Origin of the sequence: Streptomyces sp. NPDC050658, assembly GCF_044457025.1 — a bacterium.
In the GTDB taxonomy this organism is placed as follows: Bacteria; Actinomycetota; Actinomycetes; order Streptomycetales; family Streptomycetaceae; genus Streptomyces.
Window position 1 is genome coordinate 972,407 of record NZ_JBITGM010000001.1, and the last position, 22,716, is coordinate 995,122.

Consider the following 22,716-nt stretch of genomic DNA (forward strand, 5'->3'; position numbering starts at 1 on the left):
CGGGGCTCCTCGGGAGTGTCCGGAAGGACGGCCGACGGTCTTAGCGCAACACCGAACTCCGCGGGGAGGGGGTCGGCCTCGACTACAGGCCCTCGCCGCGGCAGCTAAGGAGAAGCAGCCCGTAACGCATGATGCTCCGCAGCCTAGCCGAGCCGCGCTGGATGCGCGGGCCCGTATCAGTATGCGGGATTGCGGTCAGGTAACGGGTTAGAGGTGATCAATCCCTCTATTTCACTAATCATGGTTGCAGGTAGTGACAGCGGCATAGCTCAGTGCCACATTGCCGCCATGACCGCCATCCCAGGCTTCGAGCCTGTCTTCTGCACCATCATTCCGCCCCACGTGCTCGACACTCTCGCCCAGAGTGACGACGCCTCGCTCGCCGGACCCGCCCGCCGCACCCTGGAGCGGGACGCCATCGAGCGCACCCACCGCCGGCTGACCACGGTCATCGGCGCCCCCGCCGTCACGCCGCCCAAGGAAGCGGCCGAAGGCAAACCGCACCGGACGATCTACGACGCCCGGCACAAGACCGAGCTGCCGGGCCGCAAGGTCCGTGGCGAGGGCGAGAAGCCCGGCAGGGACGCGACCGTCAACCGGGCCTACGCGGGGCTCGGCGCGACCTTCGAGCTGTTCCTGAAGTCGTACGAGCGCAACTCCATCGACGGCAGCGCGCTCCCGCTGAACGCGACGGTCCACTACGGCGAGAACTACGGGAACGCCTTCTGGAACGGCGAGCAGATGGTGTTCGGAGACGGCGACAACGAGATCTTCCTCGACTTCACCATTCCGGTGGACGTCATCGGCCACGAGCTGACGCACGGCGTCGTGCAGTACACGGCGAACCTCACGTACTTCGGCCAGCCGGGCGCCCTCAACGAGTCGATGGCCGACGTCTTCGGCTCGATGATCAAGCAGTACACGCTCGGCCAGACCGCGGCGGACGCCGACTGGCTGATCGGCGCCGGGCTGCTCGCCCCGCGCGTCACCGGCAAGGCGCTGCGCTCCATGAAGGAGCCCGGCACGGCGTACGACGACGACGTGCTCGGCAAGGACCCGCAGCCCGCCGACATGGACCACTACGTCCGCACGGGCCGCGACAACGGCGGCGTGCACATCAACTCCGGCATCCCCAACCGCGCGTTCTACCTGGTCGCCGATGCCCTCGGCGGTCACTCGTGGGAGCGGGCCGGACAGATCTGGTACGCCGTCCTGACCGGCGGCGAGCTGGCGCAGGACGCGTCGTTCACCGACTTCGCGAAGCTGACGGTCGCCGCCGCGCGCGCGAAGTACGGCGACGGGGACGAGCTGAAGGCCGTCATCGACGCGTGGTCGACGGTGAAGGTACCGGCCACCGACTGACGGCCTGCTTCCGGCCGCACGTCCGGTGGAGTAGACAGGACCCATGCGTATCCAGGTGAAGCGCACGGGAGGATTCGCGGGCATCGAGCGGCACGCCGAGATCGACACCTCGGGACTGCCCGATGCCCACGAGTGGCACGCCCTGGCCGAAGAGGCCGTGGCCGAGGGGCGCAGCACGCCGCCGATAGGGGTGCCGGACGGGTTCAACTACCAGCTGACCGTCGACGGGCACACCGTGTACTGCTCGGACCCCCGGCTGACCGACCCGCAGCGCAGGCTGATCTCGCGGGTCCTGAAGGAGGGCTCGTAGCACCCCTTCGTAAAACTTGAGAAGTGTTCATCTTTTCTGGGGTACGCCCATTGACTTCCTTACTGGGCGGTACGGAAGATCGCGCCCATGGCAGCGAGCGATGCGCGTGAACCGATACCCCAGTTCCCCCGCGACTTCCTGTGGGGGGTGTCCACATCGGCCCACCAGATCGAGGGCGCCGTCGACGAACGCGGCCCCTCGGTGTGGGACGCGTTCACCGCGGTGCCGGGCCGGGTGAAGGACGGCACGACGGCGGCCGTCGCCTGCGACCACTACCACCGCTACCGCGAGGACGTGGCGCTCATCCGGGAGCTGGGCGTGGACGCCTACCGCTTCTCGGTGTCGTGGCCGCGCGTGCTGCGGTCGGGCACGGGCGAGCCGAACGCGGCGGGCCTCGACTTCTACGACCGTCTGGTCGACGAACTGTGCGCGGCGGGCATCCGCCCCGTCCCCACCCTCTTCCACTGGGACACCCCGCTGGCCGTCCAGGAGGCGGGCGGCTGGCTGAAGCGCGATACCGCCGAGCGGTTCGCCGAGTACGCGGCCGTGGTCGCGGACCGCATCGGCGACCGCGCCAAGAAGTGGATCACCCTCAACGAGCCCGCCGAGCACACCCTGCTCGGCCACGCGCTCGGCCAGCACGCACCCGGCGAGCAGCTGATGTTCGACGCGCTGCCGGTGGCCCACCACCAGCTCCTCGCGCACGGCCTCGCGGTACGGGCGCTGCGCGCGGCCGGCGTCACGGACATCGGCATCGCCAACTCGCACGGCCCGACCTGGCCCGCGTCGGACTCCGCCGAGGACACGGCGGCGGCGGACTTCTACGACGTACTCCTCAACCGGCTCTTCTCGGACCCGCTGCTGCTCGGCCGATACCCGGAAGGTGTCGGGGAGTTGATGCCGGGCGACGACATCGCGGCGGACCTGAAGGTCATCGCCGAGCCGGTCGACTGGTACGGGATCAACTTCTACCAGCCGACGAAGGTGGGCGCGCCGCTGCCCGATGCGGCATCGACGGAGTTCTCCGGTCTCACGCTGCCGCCCGAACTCCCCTTCTCTCCAAGGGAGATCGCGGGACATCTGGTGACGGACTTCGGCTGGCCCGTCGTCCCCGACGCGCTCACGGAGCTGCTCACCGGCTTCCGCGACCGGTACGGCGACCGGCTGCCGCCGCTCGTCATCACGGAGAACGGCTGCTCGTACGAGGGTCTGGACGACCAGGAGCGGATCGCCTACCTGGACGGCCATCTGCGGGCGCTGCACCGGGCGTTGGCGGCGGGCGTCGACGTACGCGGCTACTTCGTCTGGTCGCTGATGGACAACTTCGAGTGGGCGGAGGGCTACCGGCAGCGCTTCGGCCTCGTCCACGTGGATTACGACACTCTCGTACGCACCCCGAAGGCGTCGTACGGCTGGCTGCGCGAGACCCTGCGGGCGCAGCGCGGATGACCGCCACCGCGCTGCGGGAGCCGACGGAGCGGGTCGCCACGGGCTGGACGACGTCCCTTTCGGTGGCCAACGGGGCGATCTGGGTGGGCTGGTACGGGCCGCTGCAGATCCTGCTCGCCATGCAGGCGGAGGACCTGGCGCCGGCGGGCACGTCGAAGGAGACGGTGCTCGCCTGGGTGACGGGCGTCGGCGCGGTGGTGTCCCTCGCCGCGAACCCGCTCTTCGGCGCGCTCTCGGACCGCACGACGTCCCGCTGGGGGCGGCGCACGCCGTGGATCGTGGCGGGCACGGCGGGCGGCGCGGCCTCGCTCCTGCTGCTCTCCGCCGCGGGCTCGGTGTGGTGGATGGCGGCGGGCTGGTGCCTGGTCCAGCTCACCCTGAACGCCGCCTTCGCCGCGGTGACGGCCGCGGTCCCGGACCGGGTGCCGCGGCTTCAACGGGGCTCCGTGGGCGGCTGGCTGGGCGCGGCGCAGCTGCTCGGGGTGGTCGTCGGGACGGCGCTCGCGACGGTGGCGGGCGGGACGGTCGCGGGGTACGCGGCGTGTGCGGTGTTCACGGTGGCGGGCGTGCTCCCCTATGTCGTACGCCATCGGGATCTGCGCCTGGACGCCGCCGACCGGCCGCCGTGGCACTGGCGCACCTTCCTGGCCGGGTTCTGGCTGAGCCCGCGCCGCTACCCGGACCTGGGCTGGGCGTGGCTGACCCGCTTCCTGATCAACGTGAGCAACTCGATCGTGCTGCTCTATCTCCTCTACTTCCTCCGCGACCGCCTGGAGTACGCGGACCCGGACGAGGGAGTGCTGATCCTGACGGCCGTGAACGGCGTGACGATGCTCGCCACGGTCGTGGTGGGCGGCGCCTGGTCCGACCGGGTAGGCCGCCGCAAACCCTTCGTGACCTGGTCGGGCGTGCTGATGGCCGTGGCGACGAGCCTCTTGGCGGTGTGGCAGACGTGGCCGGGCGCGATCGTCGCGGCGGCGGTGCTGGGCATCGGCTTCGGCGTCTTCACGTCGGTCGACTTCGCCCTGATGACGGACGTACTGCCGAAGGCCCTGGACCGCGGCAAGGACCTGGGCGTCATCAACATCGCCAACTCCCTGCCGCAGGTGGCGGCCCCCGCCATCGCGGCCCCGATCGTGACGCATCTGGGCGGCTACCGGGTGCTGTACCTGACGGCGGCGGTGGTGGGGTTGGCGGGGGCGGTGCTGGTGCGGCGGATCAGGGGCGTGGAGTAGGCCCCGTAAGGGGCGCGGGGAACTGCGCGACAAGCCCCCACCCGCCCGCAGCCGAAATAGAGCCTCAGAACCCCAGCTTCCGCAGCTGACGCGGGTCCCTCTGCCAGTCCTTCGCCACCTTCACGTGCAGGTCAAGAAAGACCGGCGTACCCAGCAGCGCTTCAATCTGCTTGCGGGACTTGATGCCGACGTCCTTCAGCCGCTTGCCCTTGGGGCCGATGATGATGCCCTTCTGGCTGGGGCGCTCGATGTAGACGAAGGCGTGGATGTCCAGGAGCGGCTTGTCCGCCGGGCGGTCCTCGCGCGGCAGCATCTCCTCCACGACCACGGCGATGGAGTGCGGCAGCTCGTCCCGTACGCCCTCAAGGGCGGCCTCGCGGATCAGCTCCGCGACCATGACCTGCTCGGGCTCGTCGGTGAGGTCGCCCTCGGGGTAGAGCGCGGGGCCCTCGGGGAGCAGCGGCACGATGAGGTCGGCCAGCAGATCCACCTGCTTGTCGCCGACCGCCGAGACCGGGATGATCTCGGCCCACTGGAAGCCGAGGTCCTTGCCGAGCTGGTCGATGGCGATGAGCTGCTCGGCGAGCGCCTTGCTGTCGACGAGGTCCGTCTTGGTGACGATCGCGATCTTCGGCGTCTTCTTGATGGACGCGAGTTCCTTGGCGATGAACCGGTCACCGGGGCCGAGCTTCTCGTTCGCGGGCAGGCAGAAGCCGATGACGTCGACCTCGGCCCAGGTGGTCCGCACGACGTCGTTGAGCCGCTCGCCGAGCAGTGTGCGCGGCTTGTGCAGGCCGGGGGTGTCCACCAGGATCAGCTGCGCGTCGTCGCGGTGCACGATGCCGCGCACGGTGTGCCGCGTGGTCTGCGGCTGGTCGGCGGTGATCGCCACCTTCTTGCCGACCAGAGCGTTCGTGAGGGTGGACTTGCCCGCGTTGGGGCGGCCGACGAAGCAGGCGAAACCGGCCCGGTGGGCGGGCGCCTCGGACGGCTCGGATGACTGGGTACGAACGCTCATGGCGCCCATTCTCCCTGATCGCCGGAGGGCCGCAGCACGCAGCGTCACCGTCGGGGGGCCGATCGGAGCACCGGCCCGTGGTGACCGGGCCGCCGCCCGCCACTGGAGCGAAAAAGTCCTACGGCGGTGACAGTGGTGCGTCGTACTCTTGGCAGTGCAAGGCTGTCGAGCGGCCACCAAGCCCCGCATGAGGAGGATGAGCAGGCCTTAGAGCCGGCCCATGACTCAGACACCCACAGCTCGTACCCCTGCCCAGGGCCAGGCCCGAGCCCATTTCACCGTCCCGGCCAACCATCCGATGGTCACGGTGCTCGGCTCCGGAGACGCCCTGCTGCGCGTGATCGAGAAGGCCTTCCCGGCGGCCGACATCCATGTCCGGGGAAATGAGATCAGCGCCGTCGGTGACGCCCGTGAAGTGGCCCTCATCCAGCGCCTGTTCGACGAGATGATGCTGGTGCTCCGCACCGGTCAGCCGATGACGGAGGACGCAGTGGAACGCTCGATCGCCATGCTCAGGGCGGACGAGGCAGGAGAGGGCGACGGCCAGGAGACCCCGGCCGAGGTCCTCACGCAGAACATCCTCTCGTCCCGGGGCCGCACGATCCGCCCCAAGACCCTCAACCAGAAGCGCTATGTCGACGCCATCGACAAGCACACCATCGTCTTCGGCATCGGCCCCGCGGGCACCGGCAAGACCTACCTCGCGATGGCCAAGGCCGTGCAGGCCCTGCAGTCCAAGCAGGTCAACCGCATCATCCTCACCCGCCCCGCGGTCGAGGCCGGCGAGCGCCTCGGCTTCCTGCCGGGCACGCTCTACGAGAAGATCGACCCGTACCTGCGCCCGCTCTACGACGCGCTGCACGACATGCTGGACCCGGACTCGATCCCGCGCCTGATGGCCGCCGGGACCATCGAGGTCGCCCCGCTGGCGTACATGCGCGGCCGCACCCTCAACGACGCGTTCATCATCCTCGACGAGGCGCAGAACACCAGCGCCGAGCAGATGAAGATGTTCCTCACCCGCCTCGGCTTCGACTCGAAGATCGTCGTCACCGGTGACGTGACCCAGGTCGACCTGCCGAACGGCACGAAGTCCGGTCTGCGGCAGGTCCAGGACATCCTCACCGATGTCGCGGACGTGCACTTCTCGCGGCTCACCTCGCACGATGTCGTACGGCACAAGCTGGTCGGCCGTATCGTCGACGCGTACGAGAAGTACGACAGCGAGAACGGCACCGAGAACGGCACCCACAAGGGCCGCAGAGGAAAGTAGAAGCACCGCACCATGTCGATCGACGTCAACAACGAATCCGGGACCGAGGTCGATGAGCAGGCGATCCTCGACATCGCCCGCTACGCACTCGCGCGGATGCGCATCCACCCGCTCTCCGAGCTCTCGGTGATCGTCGTGGACGCCGACGCCATGGAGCAGCTGCACATCCAGTGGATGGACCTGCCGGGCCCGACGGACGTCATGTCCTTCCCGATGGACGAGCTGCGGCCGCCCGCCAAGGACGACGAGGAGCCCCCGCAGGGCCTCCTCGGCGACATCGTGCTCTGCCCCGAGGTCGCCACCAAGCAGGGCAAGGAAGCGGAGACGGAGCACACCATGGACGAGGAGCTGCAGCTGCTCACCGTCCATGGCGTGCTCCACCTGCTCGGGTACGACCACGAGGAGCCGGACGAGAAGGCGGAGATGTTCGGTCTCCAGGCGGCCATCGTCGACGGCTGGCGCGCCGAGCACGGTCTGACGGGCCCCTCGCCCGCGCCCACCGTCTCGTAGGGCCGCCGACGCCGTCATGAGTCTTCAACTGATCGCGGGCGCCGTCGCCCTGGTCGTCGTGGCCTGGCTCGCCGCCTGCGCCGAGGCGGGCATCGCCCGCACCTCCAGCTTCCGGGCGGAGGAGGCGGTCCGCTCCGGGCGGCGCGGCAGCGCGAAGCTCGCGCAGGTCGCCGCCGACCCGACCCGCTATCTCAACGTGGCGCTCCTGGTGCGCGTGGCGTGCGAGATGGCGGCGGCGGCCCTGGTGACGTACGCCTGTCTGAAGGAGTTCGAGCAGACCTGGGAGGCGCTGGCCGTCGCCATCGGCGTGATGGTCCTCGTCTCGTACGTCGCGGTGGGGGTGTCGCCGCGCACCATCGGCCGCCAGCACCCGCTCAACACGGCGACCGCGGCGGCCTATGTGCTGCTGCCGCTGGCCCGGATCATGGGCCCGATCCCGCCGCTCCTGATCCTCATCGGCAACGCGCTCACGCCCGGAAAGGGCTTCAGGCGCGGCCCGTTCGCCTCCGAGGCCGAGCTGCGCGCGATGGTCGACCTCGCGGAGAAGGAGTCCCTCATCGAGGACGAGGAGCGCCGGATGGTGCACTCCGTCTTCGAGCTCGGCGACACCCTCGTACGCGAAGTGATGGTCCCCCGGACCGACTTGATCGCCATCGAGCGCTTCAAGACCATCCGGCAGGCGCTGACGCTCGCGCTGCGGTCCGGCTTCTCGCGGATCCCGGTGACGGGCGAGAGCGAGGACGACGTCGTCGGGATCGTCTACCTGAAGGACCTGGCCCGCAAGACGCACATCAACCGCGACGCGGAGAACGAACTGGTGTCGACGGCCATGCGCCCGGCGACGTTCGTGCCGGACACGAAGAACGCGGGCGATCTGCTGCGCGAGATGCAGCAGGAGCGCAATCACGTGGCCGTCGTCATCGACGAGTACGGCGGCACGGCCGGCATCGTCACCATCGAGGACATCCTGGAGGAGATCGTCGGCGAGATCACCGACGAGTACGACCGGGAACTCCCGCCGGTGGAGGAGCTCGCGGACGGCTGCTTCCGCGTCACCGCGCGGCTCGACATCGGCGACCTCGGCGAGCTCTTCGGGCTCGACGCGTTCGACGACGAGGACGTCGAGACGGTCGGCGGGCTGCTCGCCAAGGCGCTCGGCCGGGTGCCGATCGCCGACGCGTCGGCGATCGTGCCGCTGCCGGACGGGCGGGAGCTGCGGCTCACGGCGGAGTCCGCGGCGGGCCGGCGGAACAAGATCGTGACGGTGCTCGTGGAGCCGGTCACGGCCCAGGCCGATAGGGACGAGAGGAAGGGGACTTCGGGGTGACTCCGCAGGAGCTGCGCGCGTTCTGTCTGTCGTTCAACGACGCGGTGGAGGACTTTCCGTTCAATCCGGAGTCCTCGGTCTTCAAGGTGGCGGGCAAGATGTTCGCGCTCTGCCACCTGGACGCGCGGCCCCTGAAGGTGAACCTGAAGTGCGACCCGGAGATCGCGCTCCAACTCCGGGCCGCGCACCCCGAGATCGTGCCGGGCTGGCACATGAACAAGCGGCACTGGAACACGGTGACGGTCGACGGAGAGCTCCCCGACCAGCAGGTCCGGGAGCTCATCGAGGACTCGTACGACCTGGTCGTCGCCGGCCTCCCGCGGGCGCAGCGGCTCCGCCTCGACCGCCCCTAGCCGCGACGCGCGGGGCGCAGGCCCACCGCCACAAGCGCCGCCGCGATCAGCACCACCGCCGTGTCGATCAGGAGCACCGTCCGCGTCCCGGCCAGCAGGTCCGTGCCCGTCGTCGCGAGGACCCCGAGCAGCGGGATGCCGATGGTGATGCCCACCTGCTGGGTGGAGGTGACCAGGCCGGTGGCCAGGCCCTGCTCCTCGTCCGGGACGCCGGACGTCACGGTCACGCCGTACGAGATGATCGCGCCCAGGTGGAACATGCTCGCGATGGAGACGCCCGCCGTGGCCAGCCACACCGACCAACCGGCCTCGCCGATGCCGAGGAGCGTCGCGACGAACAGGCCCTGGCCGAGCAGCGAGCCGATCAGGGTGCGGCGCGCCCCGAAGCGGCCGATGACCTTGGGCGCGTACATCCCGGCGACGATCGAGAGCACACCCTGCACGCCGAAGACGAGACCCGTCCGGAAGGCGGAGAGCTCCAGGACCTCCTGGAGGTAGAGGGTGAGGACGAAGACGACGGTCGACATCATCGAGAAGGTGACGAGACCGCCGAGGTTGCCCCACGCCACCGTGCGCCGCCGCAGCATGGGCAGCGAGACCAGCGGCGACGCGGCGCGCGACTCGACGTACCCGAAGGCGGCGAGCAGCAGCACGCCCGCGATCAGCGTGACGATGACGTCCGTGCCGCCGAAGCCGCGCTCGGCAGCCGTGGAGAGCGCGTAGATCAGGGCGAGCAGACCGCCGGTGACGGTGACCGCGCCGGGCACGTCGAGGCGCGGCCGGTCCGGGGTGCGGGACTCGGGCAGCAGGCCGGGGGCGAGCGGCAGCACGATCAGCGCGAAGAGGGTCAGCAGGCCCATCGTGGAGCGCCAGCCGAGCGTGTCGGTCAGTACGCCGCCGAGGACCATGCCGACGGTGAAGCCGAGCGAGAGCAGCGTGCCGGAGATGCCGAGCGCACGGTCGCGCTGCGGGCCCTCGGGGAAGGTCGTGGTCAGCAGGGACATGCCGGTCGGCACGATCGCCGCCGCCGCCACGCCTTGCAGTGCGCGTCCGGCGAGGAACGACGCCGGGTCCCAGGCGAACGTCGCGAGCAGCGAGGCGAGGCCGAACAGGGCGAGCCCGCCGAGGAAGAGCTTGCGCCGCCCGAACAGGTCGCCGGTGCGGCCGAAGAGCAGCAGGAATCCGCCGGACGGCAGGGCGAACGCGGTGACGGCCCACTGCAGCGCGGACTGGCTCATGCCGAGGTCGGCGCCGAGGACGGGCAGCGCCACGTTCAGTACGGAGAAGTCGAGCGCGACCATGAACTGGGCGGCGCAGAGCACGAAGAGGACGAGCTTGTCGCGGGTGGAGAGGCGGGGGGCCTTCGGCTGCGGGGCCGCGGCAGGACCGGTGGACGCAGGGGCGGAGGTGGTGGACGCAGGGGCGGAGGTGGTGGACGGGGAAGCGGAGGTGTCGATCGCCATGTCCATGAGCTTGTGGCGTCCGGAATAGCCGTGGGGAGCGGGAACTTATGCTGGTGGCGGTAACACCAGGCAGAGGGGGAGCTGCAGATGGCGGGGACGGGCGAGGCGGCGGCGGTGCGGTCGCAGGACGCGTCCAAGGCGCGGCGGCTCGGTGAGCTGCGGGAGTTCCTGATGAGCCGGCGGGCGCGGGTCAGCCCCGCGGAGGCGGGACTTCCGGACGGCGGCGGGCGGCGGCGGACGCCGGGCCTGCGGCGCGAGGAGGTCGCCGTCCTGGCCGGGGTCGGCGCTTCCTGGTACCAGTGGCTGGAGCAGGGCCGCGACATCTCGGTGTCGCCGCAGGTCCTCGACTCCGTCGCACGCGTCCTGAAGCTGTCGAGCGCCGAGCGGCGCCATCTGTACGTGCTCGCCGGGCTCAATCCGCCCGCGCCGGAGGTCGACAAGGCCGACGAGGCCATGTGCCACGGCATGCAGCGGCTCATCGACACCTGGATGCCGTATCCGGCGCACATCATGGACCGCTACTACAACTGCGTGATGTACAACGACGCGGCCGGGATGGTCCTCGGGATGCGTCCCGAGATCACCCAGAACTGCATCGTGGACTTCTTCACCGATCCCATCTACCGCTCGCGGAACGTGCGTTGGCGGGAGAACGCGGCGCGGGTCGTGGCGCAGTTCCGCGCCTCGTGCTCGGAGTATCCGGAGGACGAGGGGTTCCAGGAGGTCCTCGCCCAACTGCGGGACGCGGCGGGCGAGGAGTTCACCGAGCTGTGGGAGCGGCGGGACGTGCTGCCCGCCGGGCAGGTCCGCAAGGAGCTGACGCATCCGCTGGTCGGGGCGTTGCACGTGGAGTCGACGGCACTGCGGGTGCCGGCCCGGCCGGATCTCACGATCGTGCTGCACACGCCGCTGGACGAGGCGGACACGGCGGCGAAGCTGGAGTGGCTCGCGTCGCCCGAGGGGCGGCGGGGGTCGATGTACCCGGTCGCCGGGTAGGGCGCTGTGCTCCGTATGCTCGGCGTATGACCGAGAGTGCTGCGCTTGGCGCCGAGGACCAGAAGATCGTTACGCTCGCTCGTTCGGCGCGGGCGCGCAACGGGGTGCCGGAGGGCGCCGCCGTGCGGGACGAGACGGGGCGTACGTACGTCGCGGGGACGGTCGACCTGGACTCCCTGAAGCTCTCCGCGCTGCGCACGGCCGTGGCGATGGCGGTGGCGTCCGGGGCGGAGTCGTTGGAGGCGGCGGCGGTCGTGTCCTCGGCGGCGGAGCTCTCTCCCGAAGACCTTGCCGCCGTACGGGACCTCGGAGGCGCCGGCACCCCGGTCTTCCTGGCGGGGCCCGACGGGGCGGTCCGGGCGCGGGCAGAGGCCTGACGGCTCACCGCCGTTCCCCACGGCGTCCGTTCCCCTCGGCGTCCGTGCGCCGAGGGAACGGCGGACCCTATGCCGGCCGGAAGCCGATCGTCGGCACCGCGCGCCGCAGCGGCCACGGGCGGGTGACCTCCGGGATCAGGCCCTCCAGGAAGCCGTAGCGGCGCAGGGCCACCGGGTCCTGCTCGTCGACCTCCCGCACGGTCCGCCACCAGGCGGCGACCTCGGCCCAGCCGGGCGCGGAGAGGGAGCCGCCGAACTCCTGCACGGAGAGCGCCGCGGTGAGCCCGGCGAAGGCGAGGCGGTCGGCCAGCGGCCACTCCGCGAGGGTGCCGGTCACGAAGCCGGCGACGAAGACGTCCCCCGCGCCCGTGGGATCGAGCGCCTCGACCTCGATCGCCGGGACGTCGGCGGTCTCGCCGGTCCGCCCGTCCACGGCGTACGCCCCTTCGGCACCCAGCGTCACCACGGCGAGCGGCACATGTTCGGTGAGCGCGCGGGCGGCGGCCCTCGGACAGCTGGTCCGGGTGTACCGCATGGCCTCCTCGGCGTTCGGCAGGAACGCCTCGCAGTGCGCCAGGTCGGGGAGTGCCGCGAGGTCCCAGCGGCCGGTGTCGTCCCATCCCACGTCGGCGAAGATCCGCGTACCGGTGCGGGCGGCCTCGGCGATCCACGGCGCGCGCGTGCCGGGTGTCAGGGAGGCGATGGCGGCACGCGCGCGTGGCGGGCAGGCGGGGGCGCCGCCCTCCGGGGACGCGACGTCCAGCGGCGACTCGTGGCCATGGCTGATCATGGTCCGCTCGCCCTCGTACGCCATGGAGACGGTCACCGGGGAGTGCCAGCCGGGCACGGTGCGCGACGCCGTGAGGTCGATGCCCTCGCCCTGCTCCAGTGCGTCCCAGCAGTACTCTCCGTAGTGGTCGTCCCCGAACGCCGCCGCGAGCGCCGTCCGCAGCCCGAGCCGGGCCAGCGCGGTCGCCATATTGGCCACGCCGCCCGGGCTGGACCCCATCCCCCGCGCCCAGGACTCGGTCCCGCGCACGGGCGCGGAATCGAGCCCCGTGAAGATGATGTCGAGAAAGACCGTGCCGGTGAGGTAGACGTCGCACGGCGGATCACCGGCCCGGCGTTCTGCCTTCAGCGGGTCGACGCGGGGAGTATGAGGACCGACCATGCAGGCAACGTAACGGACGAAACTATCGGCCGCCTCGATTCACCGCCGTCACACGGCCGGCACCAGCTCCGCCTCGATCAGGTCCGCGGCCCGGGCCGTGCCGCCCTCGGCCCGTACCTCCGCCTTCAGCGCCGCACACCGCCGGGCCACCTCAGGGGATCCCACCAGCTCCAGCAGGGCCTCCCGCAGGGAATCCGCGGTCGCCTCAGCCGTGTCGATCCGCCGGGCCACCCCCAGCTCCACGAGCCGATCCGCGTTGGTCGGCTGCTCGGCGCCCTGGGGGACGGCGATCATCGGCACCCCGCAGAACAGGCCCTCACTGCTGCTCCCCATCCCCGCGTGCGTCACGAACGCGTCGGCCTGCTCAAGGATGGCCAACTGCGGGACCCACGACCGGACTTCCACGTTCGAGGGCACGTCCCCCAGCTCCGAGGGATCCACGTGCTTGCCGATCTGCAGCACCACATGCCATCCCACGAGCCCACCGAACGCCGCCACACACTGCCGGTAGAACTCCGGCTGCTGCGTGTACGCGGACCCCAGCGAGACCAGCAGCACCTTCTCCGCCCCCGCGGGCCGCGCCCAGCTCCCCTGCCCGGAGCGGTCGCCGAAGCAGGGCCCGACGAAGTCGACCCGCCGAGCGTCCACCCGGTCGGCGAACAACTGCATGGCGCGCGGAATCATCGCCACCGCACGCTCAGGCACCCCCGAGAACGCCCCCACGTCCAGCGTCGTGGCCCCACAGCCCGCGAGCCACCGGGCGAACCGCGCCTCCAGCGCGTCGGCGCCCGGCAGCTGGGCGAGCTGGGCCCCGACCTCCTTGTCGTACCCCTCCCAGGCCACATAGGTCGGTGAGAGCTGGAGCGTCGGCCGCCCCTGCCCCTCGGCCAGCGCACGGCCGACGTACGCCCCGATGTCGTACAGATACAGATCGGCGGGATCGGCGTCGTAGAACGCGCGCAACCGCGGCAGCACCGCCATCGCGTCGTCCAGGAAGAGACCGCTCGCGGCGATCGGGTCCTCGGGCCAGATGTTGTCCTTGAAGGGCAACGTCGAGGTGACCGGGACGAGTTCGGCGCCGGTCGGCTCGATCAGCTCGCGGGTCGCCGGGTCGTTCGCGTATGTCACGCGGTGCCCGCGTGCCACCAGCTCGCGGATGATCTCCAGGCTGGGCAGCACATGGCTGACCATCGGGACACCGACCATGGCGACATGGGCAGGGCGACGGGACAGTCGACGATTCATGAGTGGGATTCCTTCGTGTGATGCACGTGATGCACGTGATGCACGAGATGTGCGTGATGTGCGAGATGCACGTGCTGAAGCTGCTACGGGCGAGGAAGACACGCCAGCCCGGCGCAGCCGCGTATTCGCGGGGCGCCCGGGCCGGTGAGCGGCGTGTCAGCCGTAGAGCTGAATGAAGGAGTCCATGGAGGGGACAGTAATCCCGCCCGCACCGTCAGTCGAACGAATATTCCGCGACCTCGGCGAGATACCGCGCCCGCAGCGCCTCCTCCGCCTCGCCGCCGTCGAGGAACGACGCCTCGAAGGAGTTCCGCGCCAGCTCCCGCAGCCGCTCCTGGTCGAGGCCCAGCGCCTCGTGCACGGCGTGGAAGGTGTCGCCGACATAGCCGCCGAAGTACGCCGGGTCGTCGGAGTTGACCGTGCACAGCAGGCCCGCGTCCATCATCCGCGCGAGCGGATGCTCCTCAAGTACGTCGATGGCGCGCAGCCGGACGTTGGAGAGCGGGCAGAGGGTCAGCGGCACCCGCTCCCGCACGAGCCGCTCGACGAGCTCCGGGTCCTCCATGCAGCGCAGACCGTGGTCGATCCGCTCGACGCCGAGCACGTCGAGGGCCTCGGTGATGTACGCGGGCGGCCCCTCCTCGCCCGCGTGCGCGACCCGGCGCAGGCCGAGCGCGGCCGCCGCCTCGTACACCTCGCGGAACTTGGCGGGCGGGTGGCCGACCTCTGCGGAGTCGAGCCCGATGCCGACGATCCGGTCCAGGTAGGGCTTCGCGGCCCCCAGCGTCTCCAGTGCGGAGGCGGCGGACTGGTCGCGCAGGAAGCACATGATGAGCCGCGTCGAGATGCCGTGCCGCTCCTCGCTGCGGTCCAGGGCGCGCCCGAGCCCCTCGATCACGGTCCCGATATCCACGCCGCGCGCCATGTGCGCCTGCGGGTCGAAGAAGATCTCGGCGTGCCGTACGCCCTGCTCGGCGGCGCGCGCCAGGTAGGCGTCGGCGAGTTCCTCGAAGTCCGCCTCGGTGCGCAGGACGGCCATCAGGCCGTAGTACAGGTCGAGGAAGGACTGCAGGTCGTCGAAGAGGTAGGCCTTGCGCAGCTCTTCGGTGTCCGCGTACGGCAGGGTGACGCCGTTCCGCGCGGCGAGCGCGAAGGCCAGCTCGGGTTCGAGCGTGCCCTCGATGTGCAGGTGGAGTTCGGCTTTGGGAAGGGGCATGGCTGCGGCTCACTCAGGTGGTTCGTCAGGCGGTTCGGGCGGTACAGGCGGTACAGGCGGTTCAGGCGGTTCAGGCCGTTGGTACAGGCGGCTGGTTCAGGCGGTTCGCTTGGGCAGTGGTACGCGCAACAGGTCGTGCGCGACGGTGAGTTCACCGTCGAATCCCGCGTCCCTTGCCTGTTGCTCGAAGACCCCGGGGTCGGGGTAGCGCTGGCTGAAATGGGTCAGCACGAGATGCCGGACACCGGACTCGACGGCAACGCGGGCGGCCTGACCGGCGGTCAAGTGGCCGTGGTCGACGGCGAGTTGTTCGTCCTCGTTCATGAAGGTGGACTCGATGACGAGCATGTCGCAGCCGTCCGCGAGCGCGTAGACGCCGTCGCACAGCCGGGTGTCCATCACGAAGGCGAACCGCTGCCCGCGCCGCACGGCGCTGACGTCGTCGAGCGTGACGTCCCCAAGGGCGCCGTCCCGCTGGATGCGCCCCACGTCGGGCCCGGTGATGCCGTGCGCGGCGAGCCGCTCCGGGAGCATGCGCCGGCCGTCGGGTTCGGTGACCCGGTAGCCGAAGGACTCGACGGGGTGCGAGAGCCGGGCGGTGTCGAGCGCGTACGAGGGGCCCGAGCCGAGCGGCCCGTCCTCCGTCACGGGTGCCTCGACGATCGGGACGGTCTCGCGGTAGGCGGTGGCGTACCGCAGCCGGTCGAAGAAGCGCTGGCCCGAACCGGGGAAGTGCACGGTCACGTCATGCGGGACCCGGTCGAGATTGATCCGCTGGATGACGCCGGGCAGGCCCAGCGAGTGGTCCCCGTGGAAATGCGTGACGCAGATGCGGTGCAGGTCGTGCGCGGCGACCCCGGCACGCAGCATCTGCCGCTGCGTGCCCTCGCCGGGGTCGAAGAGGATCCCCTGACCGTCCCAGAGCAGGACGTACCCGTTGTGGTTGCGGTGCCGGGTGGGGACCTGGCTCGCGGTGCCGAGGACCACCAATTCGCGTACGGACAAGGCGGGTTATCCCGGAGGCCACTGCAGGCCGCGTCCGCCGAGGACGTGGGCGTGCGCGTGGAAGACGGTCTGGCCCGCTCCGGAGCCGGTGTTGAAGACGGTGCGGTAGCTCTCCGCCTTCTCCTCTGCGGCGACCTCGCCGGCCTCGCGGAGGATGTCGGCGGCGACGGCGGGCTCCGCCGCGGCGAGGGAGGCGGCGTCCGGGTAGTGCACCTTGGGGATGACCAGGATGTGCGTGGGAGCCTGCGGGTTGATGTCCCGGAAGGCTACGGTCGTCTCCGTCTCCCTGACGACGGTCGCGGGCACCTCACCCGCGACGATCTTGCAGAACAGGCAGTCTGCCTGCGGTTCTCCCGCCATGGGGCGCCTCCGGTCCACTGTGTCTCAACTGTCCCCGCATGCTATCCGGGCCGCGCCCGCGCTCGGCCCCTCCCTCAGAGGGACGGCAGTTCCGGAGGGCTCTTCGGCGGGGTGCTCTCCAGCGCCTCCAGGGCCAAGCGGATTGCCTCGTCCAGTTGGGGGTCCCGGGCCTGCGCGTAGTCCTCCGGGGTCGTCACCACCTCCACGTCCGGGTCCACGCCGTAGTTCTCGACGCCCCAGCCGTATCCCTCCAGCCAGAACGCGTACTTCGGCTGCGTCACCAGCGTGCCGTCCACCAGGCGGTAGCGGCTGTCGATGCCGATGACGCCGCCCCAGGTACGGGTGCCCACCACGGGGCCGATCCCCAGGGCCTTGATCGCCGCGTTCACGATGTCGCCGTCCGAGCCGGAGAACTCGTTGGCGACGGCGACGACGGGGCCGCGCGGCGCGTCCGCCGGATAGCTGTACGGGCGGGTCCCGCGCGGCAGGTCCCAGCCCACGATCTTCCGGGCGAGCTTCTCCACGACCAGCTGCGACGTATGACCGCCCCGGTTCTCCCGGACGTCGACGACGAGCCCCTCGCGCGCGACCTCCACCCGCAGGTCCCGGTGGATCTGCGCCCAGCCGGGGGCCTGCATGTCCGGCACATGGAGATAGCCGAGCCGCCCGCCCGAGCGCTCATGGACGTACGCACGACGGTCCACGACCCAGGCGTGGTACCGCAGCGGCTCCTCGTCGTCGACGGGGATCACCACCGCGTGCCGGGGGTCGCCGCCGCCCGCGGGCGACACCGTCAGCTCGACGGGCTTGCCCGCCGTACCGACAAGGAGCGGGCCCGGCCCGGTCACCGGGTCGACGGGGCGCCCCGCGACGGCGAGCAGCGCGTCGCCCGCGCGGACGGCGACGCCCGGCGCGGCGAGCGGCGAACGGGCGGCCGGATCGGACGTCTCCGAGGGCAGGATCCGGTCGATCCGCCACGCCCCGTCCGCGCCCCGCGAGACATCCGCGCCGAGCAGCCCCTGCCGCGCGGCGGAACTCCCCCAGCCGCCGCCCCCTCCCATCACGTACGCGTGCGACGTGCCCAGCTCGCCGGCCACTTCCCACAGGAGGTCGACGAGGTCGTCGTGGGTGGCGACGCGGTCGAGGACCGGGCGGTAGCGGTCGAGCACCGCGCCCCAGTCGACGCCGCCGAGGTCGGGCCGCCAGAAGTTGTCCCGCATCAGCCGCCCGGCCTCGTCGTACATCTGGCGCCATTCGGCGGCGGGGTCGACGGTCTGCCGTACGCGGGAGAGGTCGACGGTGATGTTCGAGTCGGAGTTCTCGTCGCCGGAGGCACGGCGGTCGCTCGGTACGACCTTCAGCTTGCCGTCGACCCAGAGCAGCACCCGCTTGCCGTCGCCGCTGACGGCGAAGTGGTCGGCGTCGGAGGCGAGTTCCTCGATGCGCTGCTGGACGAGGTCGTAGCGTTCGAGTTCGGTCTGCGGGTCGGGGTCGGACGGGGTGGCGCGGGAGGCGCCGAGGACGCCGCGCACGGGGTGCCGCAGCCACAGGACGCCGTCCTTGGCGGCCCGCAGCGTGGAGTAGCGGGCGGCCTCGACGGGGAACGGCACGATCCGGTCGGCGAGTCCGTCGAGGTCGATGCGGGTGACGGGCGCGCCCTCGCTGTCCGGCGTCTCGTCCTTGTCCGGCGCCTCGAAGGGACGCCCGTGGCGCTGCGGCCCGAAGGGGGAGGGTGTGGTCGCCGCGAGGGTGATGAGGTGCGGGCGCGAGCCGCCGACGAAGGCCAGGTCGAAGACGTGCTCGTCGTAGACGGGGTCGAAGGCGCGCGCGGACAGGAAGGCGAGGTGCTTGCCGTCCAGGGTGAACGCGGGCGCGTAGTCGCGGAACCGCAGCGGGGTGGCCTCGGACACCGACAGATCGGCCGTGTTGGCCAGCTTCAGCTGGCGCAGCGGACTGGGCCCCGGATGCGACCAGGCGAGCCAGCCGGAGTCCGGCGAGAAGACCAGGCCGGTGGCGTCGCCGTGCTCGCCCCGGTCGACCTCGCGCACCTCGCCGCTCTCCCGCTCGACGAGCAGCACCCGCCCGTCGTGCGAGGCCACGGCGGCCCTGCTGCCGTCCGGTGCCATGGCGAGCCAGAGCACTCGGCCGAGCTGCCCGGCGGCGATCCGGCGCGGCGTCGCGCCGGGCGCGAGTCCGGTGGCGGGCGCGAACTGGAGCGCGTCGTCGCCCTCCGCGTCCGTCACCCACACGACGTGTTCCTCGCCGTCGACGCGGAAGGTGCGCGGAAGCCGGGCGCGCACGCCGTGCTCGACGGCGAGTGCGCGGGCGGGGCCCTCGCGGTGGGTGACCCAGTGCACGCCGCCGCGCACGGAGACGGCACTGCCGCGTCCGGTGTGGTCGGGTGCGGCGGAGCCGAACCAGCGGGCCGCGCTGACGGGGTAGGGCTGGAGGTCGGTGCGCTGGCCGCCGAGGCGGATGTCGACGCGGCGCGGCTCGGCGTCCACCAGGTCGTCCAGGAGCCAGAGTTGACCGGCGCTGGTGTAGACGACACGGGTGCCGTCGGTCGCCGCGTGCCGGGCGTAGAAGCCGTCCACGCCGGTGTGCCGCCGCAGGTCGCTCCCGTCGGGCAGCGAGGAGTAGAGGGCGCCGACGCCTTCGTGGTCGGAGAGGAAGGCGATGCGTTCGCCCACCCACAGCGGATACTCGATGTTCCCGTCGAGTTCTTCGTGGACGCGTACGAAGCGGTCTTCGTCGCTCTCGCCCCCGCGCCGGATCCACAGCTTGCCCGCGGTGCCGCCCCGGTACCGCTTCCACCAGGCGGCCTCTCGGCCCATCGGGGCGGAGAGCAGCAGGACTTGGCCGTCCTGCGGGCCGTGCGCGACGTCGCCCACGAGTCCGTACGGCAGGGTGTCGGCGGGCCCGCCGTCCAGCGGCACGGCCCGCGCCCAGCTGCGGCGCAGGGAGGCCTGGCCGTGCGTGCTGACGGCGAGGACGTGTCCGTCCGGGGTCCAGCCGCGCACCGACGTACGCGAACTCCCCCAGTAGGTCAGGCGTTTGGAGGAGCCGCCGTCGACCGGGGCGACATGCACCTCGGGGGCGCCGTCACGGGTGGAGGTCCAGGCGACGGTCGTGCCGTCCGGAGAGATGCGGGGGTGGTTCACGGGCATGTTGTCGGCGCTGACGCGCCATGCCCGGCCGCCGTCGAAGGGCGCGACCCAGACGTCGTCCTCAGCGGTGAAGGCGACCAACTCGCCGCGCAGATGCGGAAACCGGAGATACGCAGGGTGCCCAGTCAGTGTCACACGGCCAGCCTAAGCAGCCGCGGCGAACCCGGTCAGGGTTTTGGATCACTTGACGCCGGGATCACTTGCCGCCGGGATCACTTGCCCCTGTTCACTTGCCCTTGAAGCAGGAGCAGGTCGGGTCCGGCGTCGCGGGCGGCGGGTCCGGGGTGACGGTCACGGTGATGGTGGGCGCGGGCGGCTGGGCCGGCTGGTCCCCGTCGTGACCGCCGTTGCCCCCGTCGTGACCACCGTTACCCCCGTCGTCCCCGTCCCCGTTCCCGTCGTCGCCCCCGGCGCAGTCGCCGAGCACGTCGACCCGGAACCACTCCTCGCCGTCGACCTTGGCGGTGAGGTTGCCGCGTACGCAGCGCCCGTCGACGACGTCCCACACCGTGCCCTTGACGGTGATGGTGGCGGTGTCGTCGGACCCCTTGCCGTTCTTGGCCTGGCCCTGGCAGTCGACGGTGACGTCGACATTGTTGTCCGGATCGCCGCTGGACGGGGTGACCCGGTCCTCGAAGCGGGCGGTGCAGCTGATCCACAGCACGTCGAGGTTCTGCCGCTCCAGCTCCTTGGTGGCCATCTCGTCGGTGGTGATCGCGACGGCCGCGGTGTTCATGCCCCCGTCCACGGGTTCACAGGCGGCGGCCCCGAACACGGCGGCCCCCGCGACCCCGACGGCGAGCATCACCCGCCGACGCCGCCCGCCCACGTCCACCGCACGCTCACGTAACTGCCTCAATGCCCCCATAGGCGGCAGAGTGCCACCGGACGCGGCCTGACGGAAGACCGCTTTGCGTCCACTCCGGGGCCGCGCGGGCCGGGGTTCAGGACCAGCGGCCGGTGCGCCCCAGGAGCAGTGCGGTCGCCGCCGTCCCCGCGGTCGACGTGCGCAGCACGCTGCGGCCCAGACGGTACGGCTTGGCGCCCGCGGCGGCGAAGGCCGCGAGTTCGTCCGGCGATACACCGCCCTCGGGGCCGACCACCAGGACGATGCGACCGGTGGCCGGAAGCTCCGCCGTGGCCAGTGGCGCGCTGCCCTCCTCGTGCAGGACGGCGGCCAGATCCGCCTCCGCGAGGAGCGCCGCGACCTGCTTGGTCGACGCCGCGTCCGCGACTTCGGGGAAGCGGGTCCTGCGGGACTGCTTGCCCGCCTCACGCGCCGTGGCCCGCCATTTGCCGAGCGCCTTGAGCCCGCGCTCGCCCTTCCACTGGGTGATGCAACGGGACGCCGCCCAGGGCACGATCGCGTCGACGCCGGTCTCCGTCATGGTCTCGACGGCGAGTTCACCCCGGTCGCCCTTGGGCAGCGCCTGCACGACGGTGATCCGGGGCTGTTCGGGGGCCTCTTCGCGTACGTCGTCCATGCGCACGACCAGCCGGTCCTTGCCCTCTGTGTCGAGGACCACGCAGGGCGCCCAGCGTCCGGCGCCGTCGGTGAGGACGAGTTCCTCGCCGGGGTTCAGCCGCTTCACGGAGACGGCGTGCCGCCCTTCGGGACCATCGAGTACGTAGCGGCCGTCGCCGCCCGCGTCGAAGTGCCCGACGACGAAGACGGGGGCGGTCACGACTGGCCCTCCGCCGCGCCGTCGGTCCGGCCGCCGGACGCCAGCACGGCCTTCGCCTCGGTCAGTTCGGCCGCGAGCACCTCCACCAGCTGACCGGCGGGCAGCTCCCGCGCCATCCGGTGGCCCTGCCCCGCCCACAGCGCCATGCCCTGCGCGTCACCGGCCTTCGCCGCGGCCTTGCGCAGGCCGCTGGTGAGGTGGTGGACCTGGGGGTAGGCGGCGGGGGCGTACGGACCGTGCTCGCGCATGAAGCGGTTGACCAGGCCCCGCGCGGGCCGCCCGGAGAACGCGCGGGTCAGCTCGGTGCGGGTGAACAGCGGGTTCGTCATGGCCTGCTTGTGCAGCACGTTCGCGCCCGACTCGGGGCAGACCAGGAACGCCGTGCCGAGCTGCGCCGCGTCCGCGCCCGCCGCGAGCACCGCGGCGATCTGCGCGCCGCGCATCAGGCCGCCGGCCGCGACGACGGGGATCTGCACGGTCTCGCGGACCTGCGCGATCAGCGAGAGCAGGCCGAGCCCGGAGCCGTCCGTCTCGGGGTTGTCGCGGTGCGTGCCCTGGTGGCCGCCCGCCTCGATGCCCTGCACGCAGACGGCGTCGGCGCCGGACCACTGGGCGGTCTGGGCCTCTTCGGGGGTGGTGACGGTGGCGACGGTCAGCGTGCCGACCCGCGCGAAGGCGTCGAAGACGTCGCGGGTGGGACAGCCGAAGGTGAAGGAGACGACCGGTACGGGGTCGTCGATCAGGATGGCGAGCTTCGCGTCGAAGCCGTCGTCGCGGCCGCTGTCCGGGTCGCCGAGCTGTGTCTCGTACCAGCTGGCCTCGCCCGCGAGCTGGTTGCGGTACACCTCGACGGCGGCGGCGTCCGCGTACTCGGGCTGCGGCATGAAGAGGTTCACGCCGAAGGGGCGGCCGGTCAGACCCCGCAGCTGTTTGATCTCCTGGTACATCCCGTCGGCGGTTTTGTACCCGGCGGCGAGAAAACCGAGCCCTCCGGCCTCGGAGACGGCGGCGGCGAGCTGCGGGCAGGAAGCACCGCCGGCCATCGGGGCCTGCACGATCGGATAGTGGCAGAGATCGGTCAGCGCGGAGGACATACGCGCATCGTGCCATGTGCCGGCCGGGGGGCCGAATCGCGCCTTCCGCTAGGTCGGTGGGCGGGAACTGCCTTTCCCGCCCACCCACCCGTTATCCGGC

The 22,716-nt window shown here is 71.4% G+C and carries 21 protein-coding genes; 10 read left to right on the forward strand and 11 right to left on the reverse strand.

The genetic code is table 11. The features are described 5' to 3' along the window. Positions 1–288 precede the first annotated feature (288 nt). From ACIBKX_RS04415 to ACIBKX_RS04430, 4 genes are all read left to right on the forward strand, one after another. Complete coding sequence (locus ACIBKX_RS04415) at positions 289–1,362, forward strand: M4 family metallopeptidase (RefSeq protein WP_363273416.1); 1,074 nt, start codon at positions 289–291, stop codon at positions 1,360–1,362. Between the two features lie 43 nt (positions 1,363–1,405). After that, positions 1,406–1,672: a protealysin inhibitor emfourin gene (locus ACIBKX_RS04420; protein ID WP_363273415.1), complete on the forward strand. Its 267-nt coding sequence runs from the start codon at positions 1,406–1,408 to the stop codon at positions 1,670–1,672. An 87-nt stretch (positions 1,673–1,759) separates the two neighbouring features. Beyond that, positions 1,760–3,121, forward strand: coding sequence for a GH1 family beta-glucosidase (locus ACIBKX_RS04425; protein ID WP_363273413.1), 1,362 nt, complete (start codon positions 1,760–1,762; stop codon positions 3,119–3,121). Then, entirely contained in the window at positions 3,118–4,356 is a 1,239-nt protein-coding gene (locus tag ACIBKX_RS04430) for an MFS transporter (protein WP_363273411.1), read from the forward strand. The genes ACIBKX_RS04425 and ACIBKX_RS04430 overlap by 4 nt, the downstream gene beginning before the upstream one ends. 64 nt (positions 4,357–4,420) lie before the next feature. Here the strand turns inward: ACIBKX_RS04430 and era are convergent, their stop codons facing one another. Further along, a complete protein-coding gene (gene era / locus ACIBKX_RS04435) occupies positions 4,421–5,383 on the reverse strand; it encodes a GTPase Era (RefSeq protein WP_363273409.1) in 963 nt (320 codons plus the stop codon). 211 nt (positions 5,384–5,594) lie between these two features. On the opposite strand from era, the gene ACIBKX_RS04440 reads away from it, so the two are divergent. The 4 genes from ACIBKX_RS04440 to ACIBKX_RS04455 are packed head-to-tail and all read left to right on the forward strand — an operon-like array spanning position 5,595 to position 8,837. Next, the gene (locus ACIBKX_RS04440) at positions 5,595–6,647 is read left to right on the forward strand and encodes a PhoH family protein (RefSeq protein ID WP_363273408.1); all 1,053 of its coding nucleotides are present in this window, start codon (positions 5,595–5,597) and stop codon (positions 6,645–6,647) included. Positions 6,648–6,659: 12 nt separating this feature from the next. After that, on the forward strand, positions 6,660–7,157 hold the full coding sequence (gene ybeY, locus ACIBKX_RS04445) for an rRNA maturation RNase YbeY (protein ID WP_363273407.1): 498 nt from the start codon (positions 6,660–6,662) through the stop codon (positions 7,155–7,157). Positions 7,158–7,173: 16 nt separating this feature from the next. Continuing rightward, positions 7,174–8,484: a hemolysin family protein gene (locus tag ACIBKX_RS04450; RefSeq protein WP_363273406.1), complete on the forward strand. Its 1,311-nt coding sequence runs from the start codon at positions 7,174–7,176 to the stop codon at positions 8,482–8,484. Continuing rightward, positions 8,481–8,837, forward strand: a complete 357-nt coding sequence (locus ACIBKX_RS04455; RefSeq protein ID WP_363273404.1) for an MmcQ/YjbR family DNA-binding protein — start codon at positions 8,481–8,483, stop codon at positions 8,835–8,837. The genes ACIBKX_RS04450 and ACIBKX_RS04455 overlap by 4 nt, the downstream gene beginning before the upstream one ends. Here the strand turns inward: ACIBKX_RS04455 and ACIBKX_RS04460 are convergent. After that, a complete protein-coding gene (locus ACIBKX_RS04460; RefSeq protein ID WP_363273403.1) occupies positions 8,834–10,300 on the reverse strand; it encodes an MFS transporter in 1,467 nt (488 codons plus the stop codon). The two genes, ACIBKX_RS04455 and ACIBKX_RS04460, sit on opposite strands and share 4 nt — an antisense overlap. Positions 10,301–10,387: 87 nt before the next feature. Here ACIBKX_RS04460 and ACIBKX_RS04465 point away from each other — a divergent pair, with 87 nt between their 5' ends. Together ACIBKX_RS04465 and ACIBKX_RS04470 are read left to right on the forward strand one after the other, a co-directional pair. Further along, positions 10,388–11,296: a helix-turn-helix transcriptional regulator gene (locus ACIBKX_RS04465; RefSeq protein WP_399375633.1), complete on the forward strand. Its 909-nt coding sequence runs from the start codon at positions 10,388–10,390 to the stop codon at positions 11,294–11,296. A gap of 26 nt (positions 11,297–11,322) precedes the next feature. Then, positions 11,323–11,673: a cytidine deaminase gene (locus ACIBKX_RS04470; protein WP_363273402.1), complete on the forward strand. Its 351-nt coding sequence runs from the start codon at positions 11,323–11,325 to the stop codon at positions 11,671–11,673. 67 nt (positions 11,674–11,740) lie between these two features. Here ACIBKX_RS04470 and ACIBKX_RS04475 read toward each other — a convergent pair whose 3' ends face one another. The 9 genes from ACIBKX_RS04475 to ACIBKX_RS04515 form a co-directional block, all read right to left on the reverse strand. Then, entirely contained in the window at positions 11,741–12,844 is a 1,104-nt protein-coding gene (locus tag ACIBKX_RS04475; RefSeq protein ID WP_363273401.1) for a PfkB family carbohydrate kinase, read from the reverse strand. A gap of 48 nt (positions 12,845–12,892) precedes the next feature. Next, positions 12,893–14,089: a macrolide family glycosyltransferase gene (locus ACIBKX_RS04480; RefSeq protein WP_363273400.1), complete on the reverse strand. Its 1,197-nt coding sequence runs from the start codon at positions 14,087–14,089 to the stop codon at positions 12,893–12,895. Between the two features lie 214 nt (positions 14,090–14,303). Then, positions 14,304–15,305, reverse strand: coding sequence for an adenosine deaminase (locus ACIBKX_RS04485; protein ID WP_363273399.1), 1,002 nt, complete (start codon positions 15,303–15,305; stop codon positions 14,304–14,306). Positions 15,306–15,401: 96 nt separating this feature from the next. After that, entirely contained in the window at positions 15,402–16,310 is a 909-nt protein-coding gene (locus ACIBKX_RS04490) for a ribonuclease Z (RefSeq protein WP_363273398.1), read from the reverse strand. 6 nt (positions 16,311–16,316) lie between these two features. Beyond that, on the reverse strand, positions 16,317–16,670 hold the full coding sequence (locus tag ACIBKX_RS04495; protein ID WP_363273397.1) for a histidine triad nucleotide-binding protein: 354 nt from the start codon (positions 16,668–16,670) through the stop codon (positions 16,317–16,319). 74 nt (positions 16,671–16,744) lie between these two features. After that, positions 16,745–19,972 (reverse strand): S41 family peptidase, encoded by a 3,228-nt coding sequence (locus ACIBKX_RS04500; RefSeq protein WP_399375634.1) that lies wholly within the window; start codon positions 19,970–19,972, stop codon positions 16,745–16,747. 91 nt (positions 19,973–20,063) lie between these two features. Continuing rightward, complete coding sequence (locus tag ACIBKX_RS04505; RefSeq protein WP_363273396.1) at positions 20,064–20,705, reverse strand: hypothetical protein; 642 nt, start codon at positions 20,703–20,705, stop codon at positions 20,064–20,066. A 76-nt stretch (positions 20,706–20,781) separates the two neighbouring features. Then, the gene (locus ACIBKX_RS04510) at positions 20,782–21,522 is read right to left on the reverse strand and encodes a 16S rRNA (uracil(1498)-N(3))-methyltransferase (RefSeq protein ID WP_363273395.1); all 741 of its coding nucleotides are present in this window, start codon (positions 21,520–21,522) and stop codon (positions 20,782–20,784) included. After that, positions 21,519–22,616 (reverse strand): nitronate monooxygenase, encoded by a 1,098-nt coding sequence (locus ACIBKX_RS04515; protein ID WP_363273394.1) that lies wholly within the window; start codon positions 22,614–22,616, stop codon positions 21,519–21,521. The genes ACIBKX_RS04510 and ACIBKX_RS04515 overlap by 4 nt, the downstream gene beginning before the upstream one ends. Between the last annotated feature and the right edge of the window lie 100 nt (positions 22,617–22,716).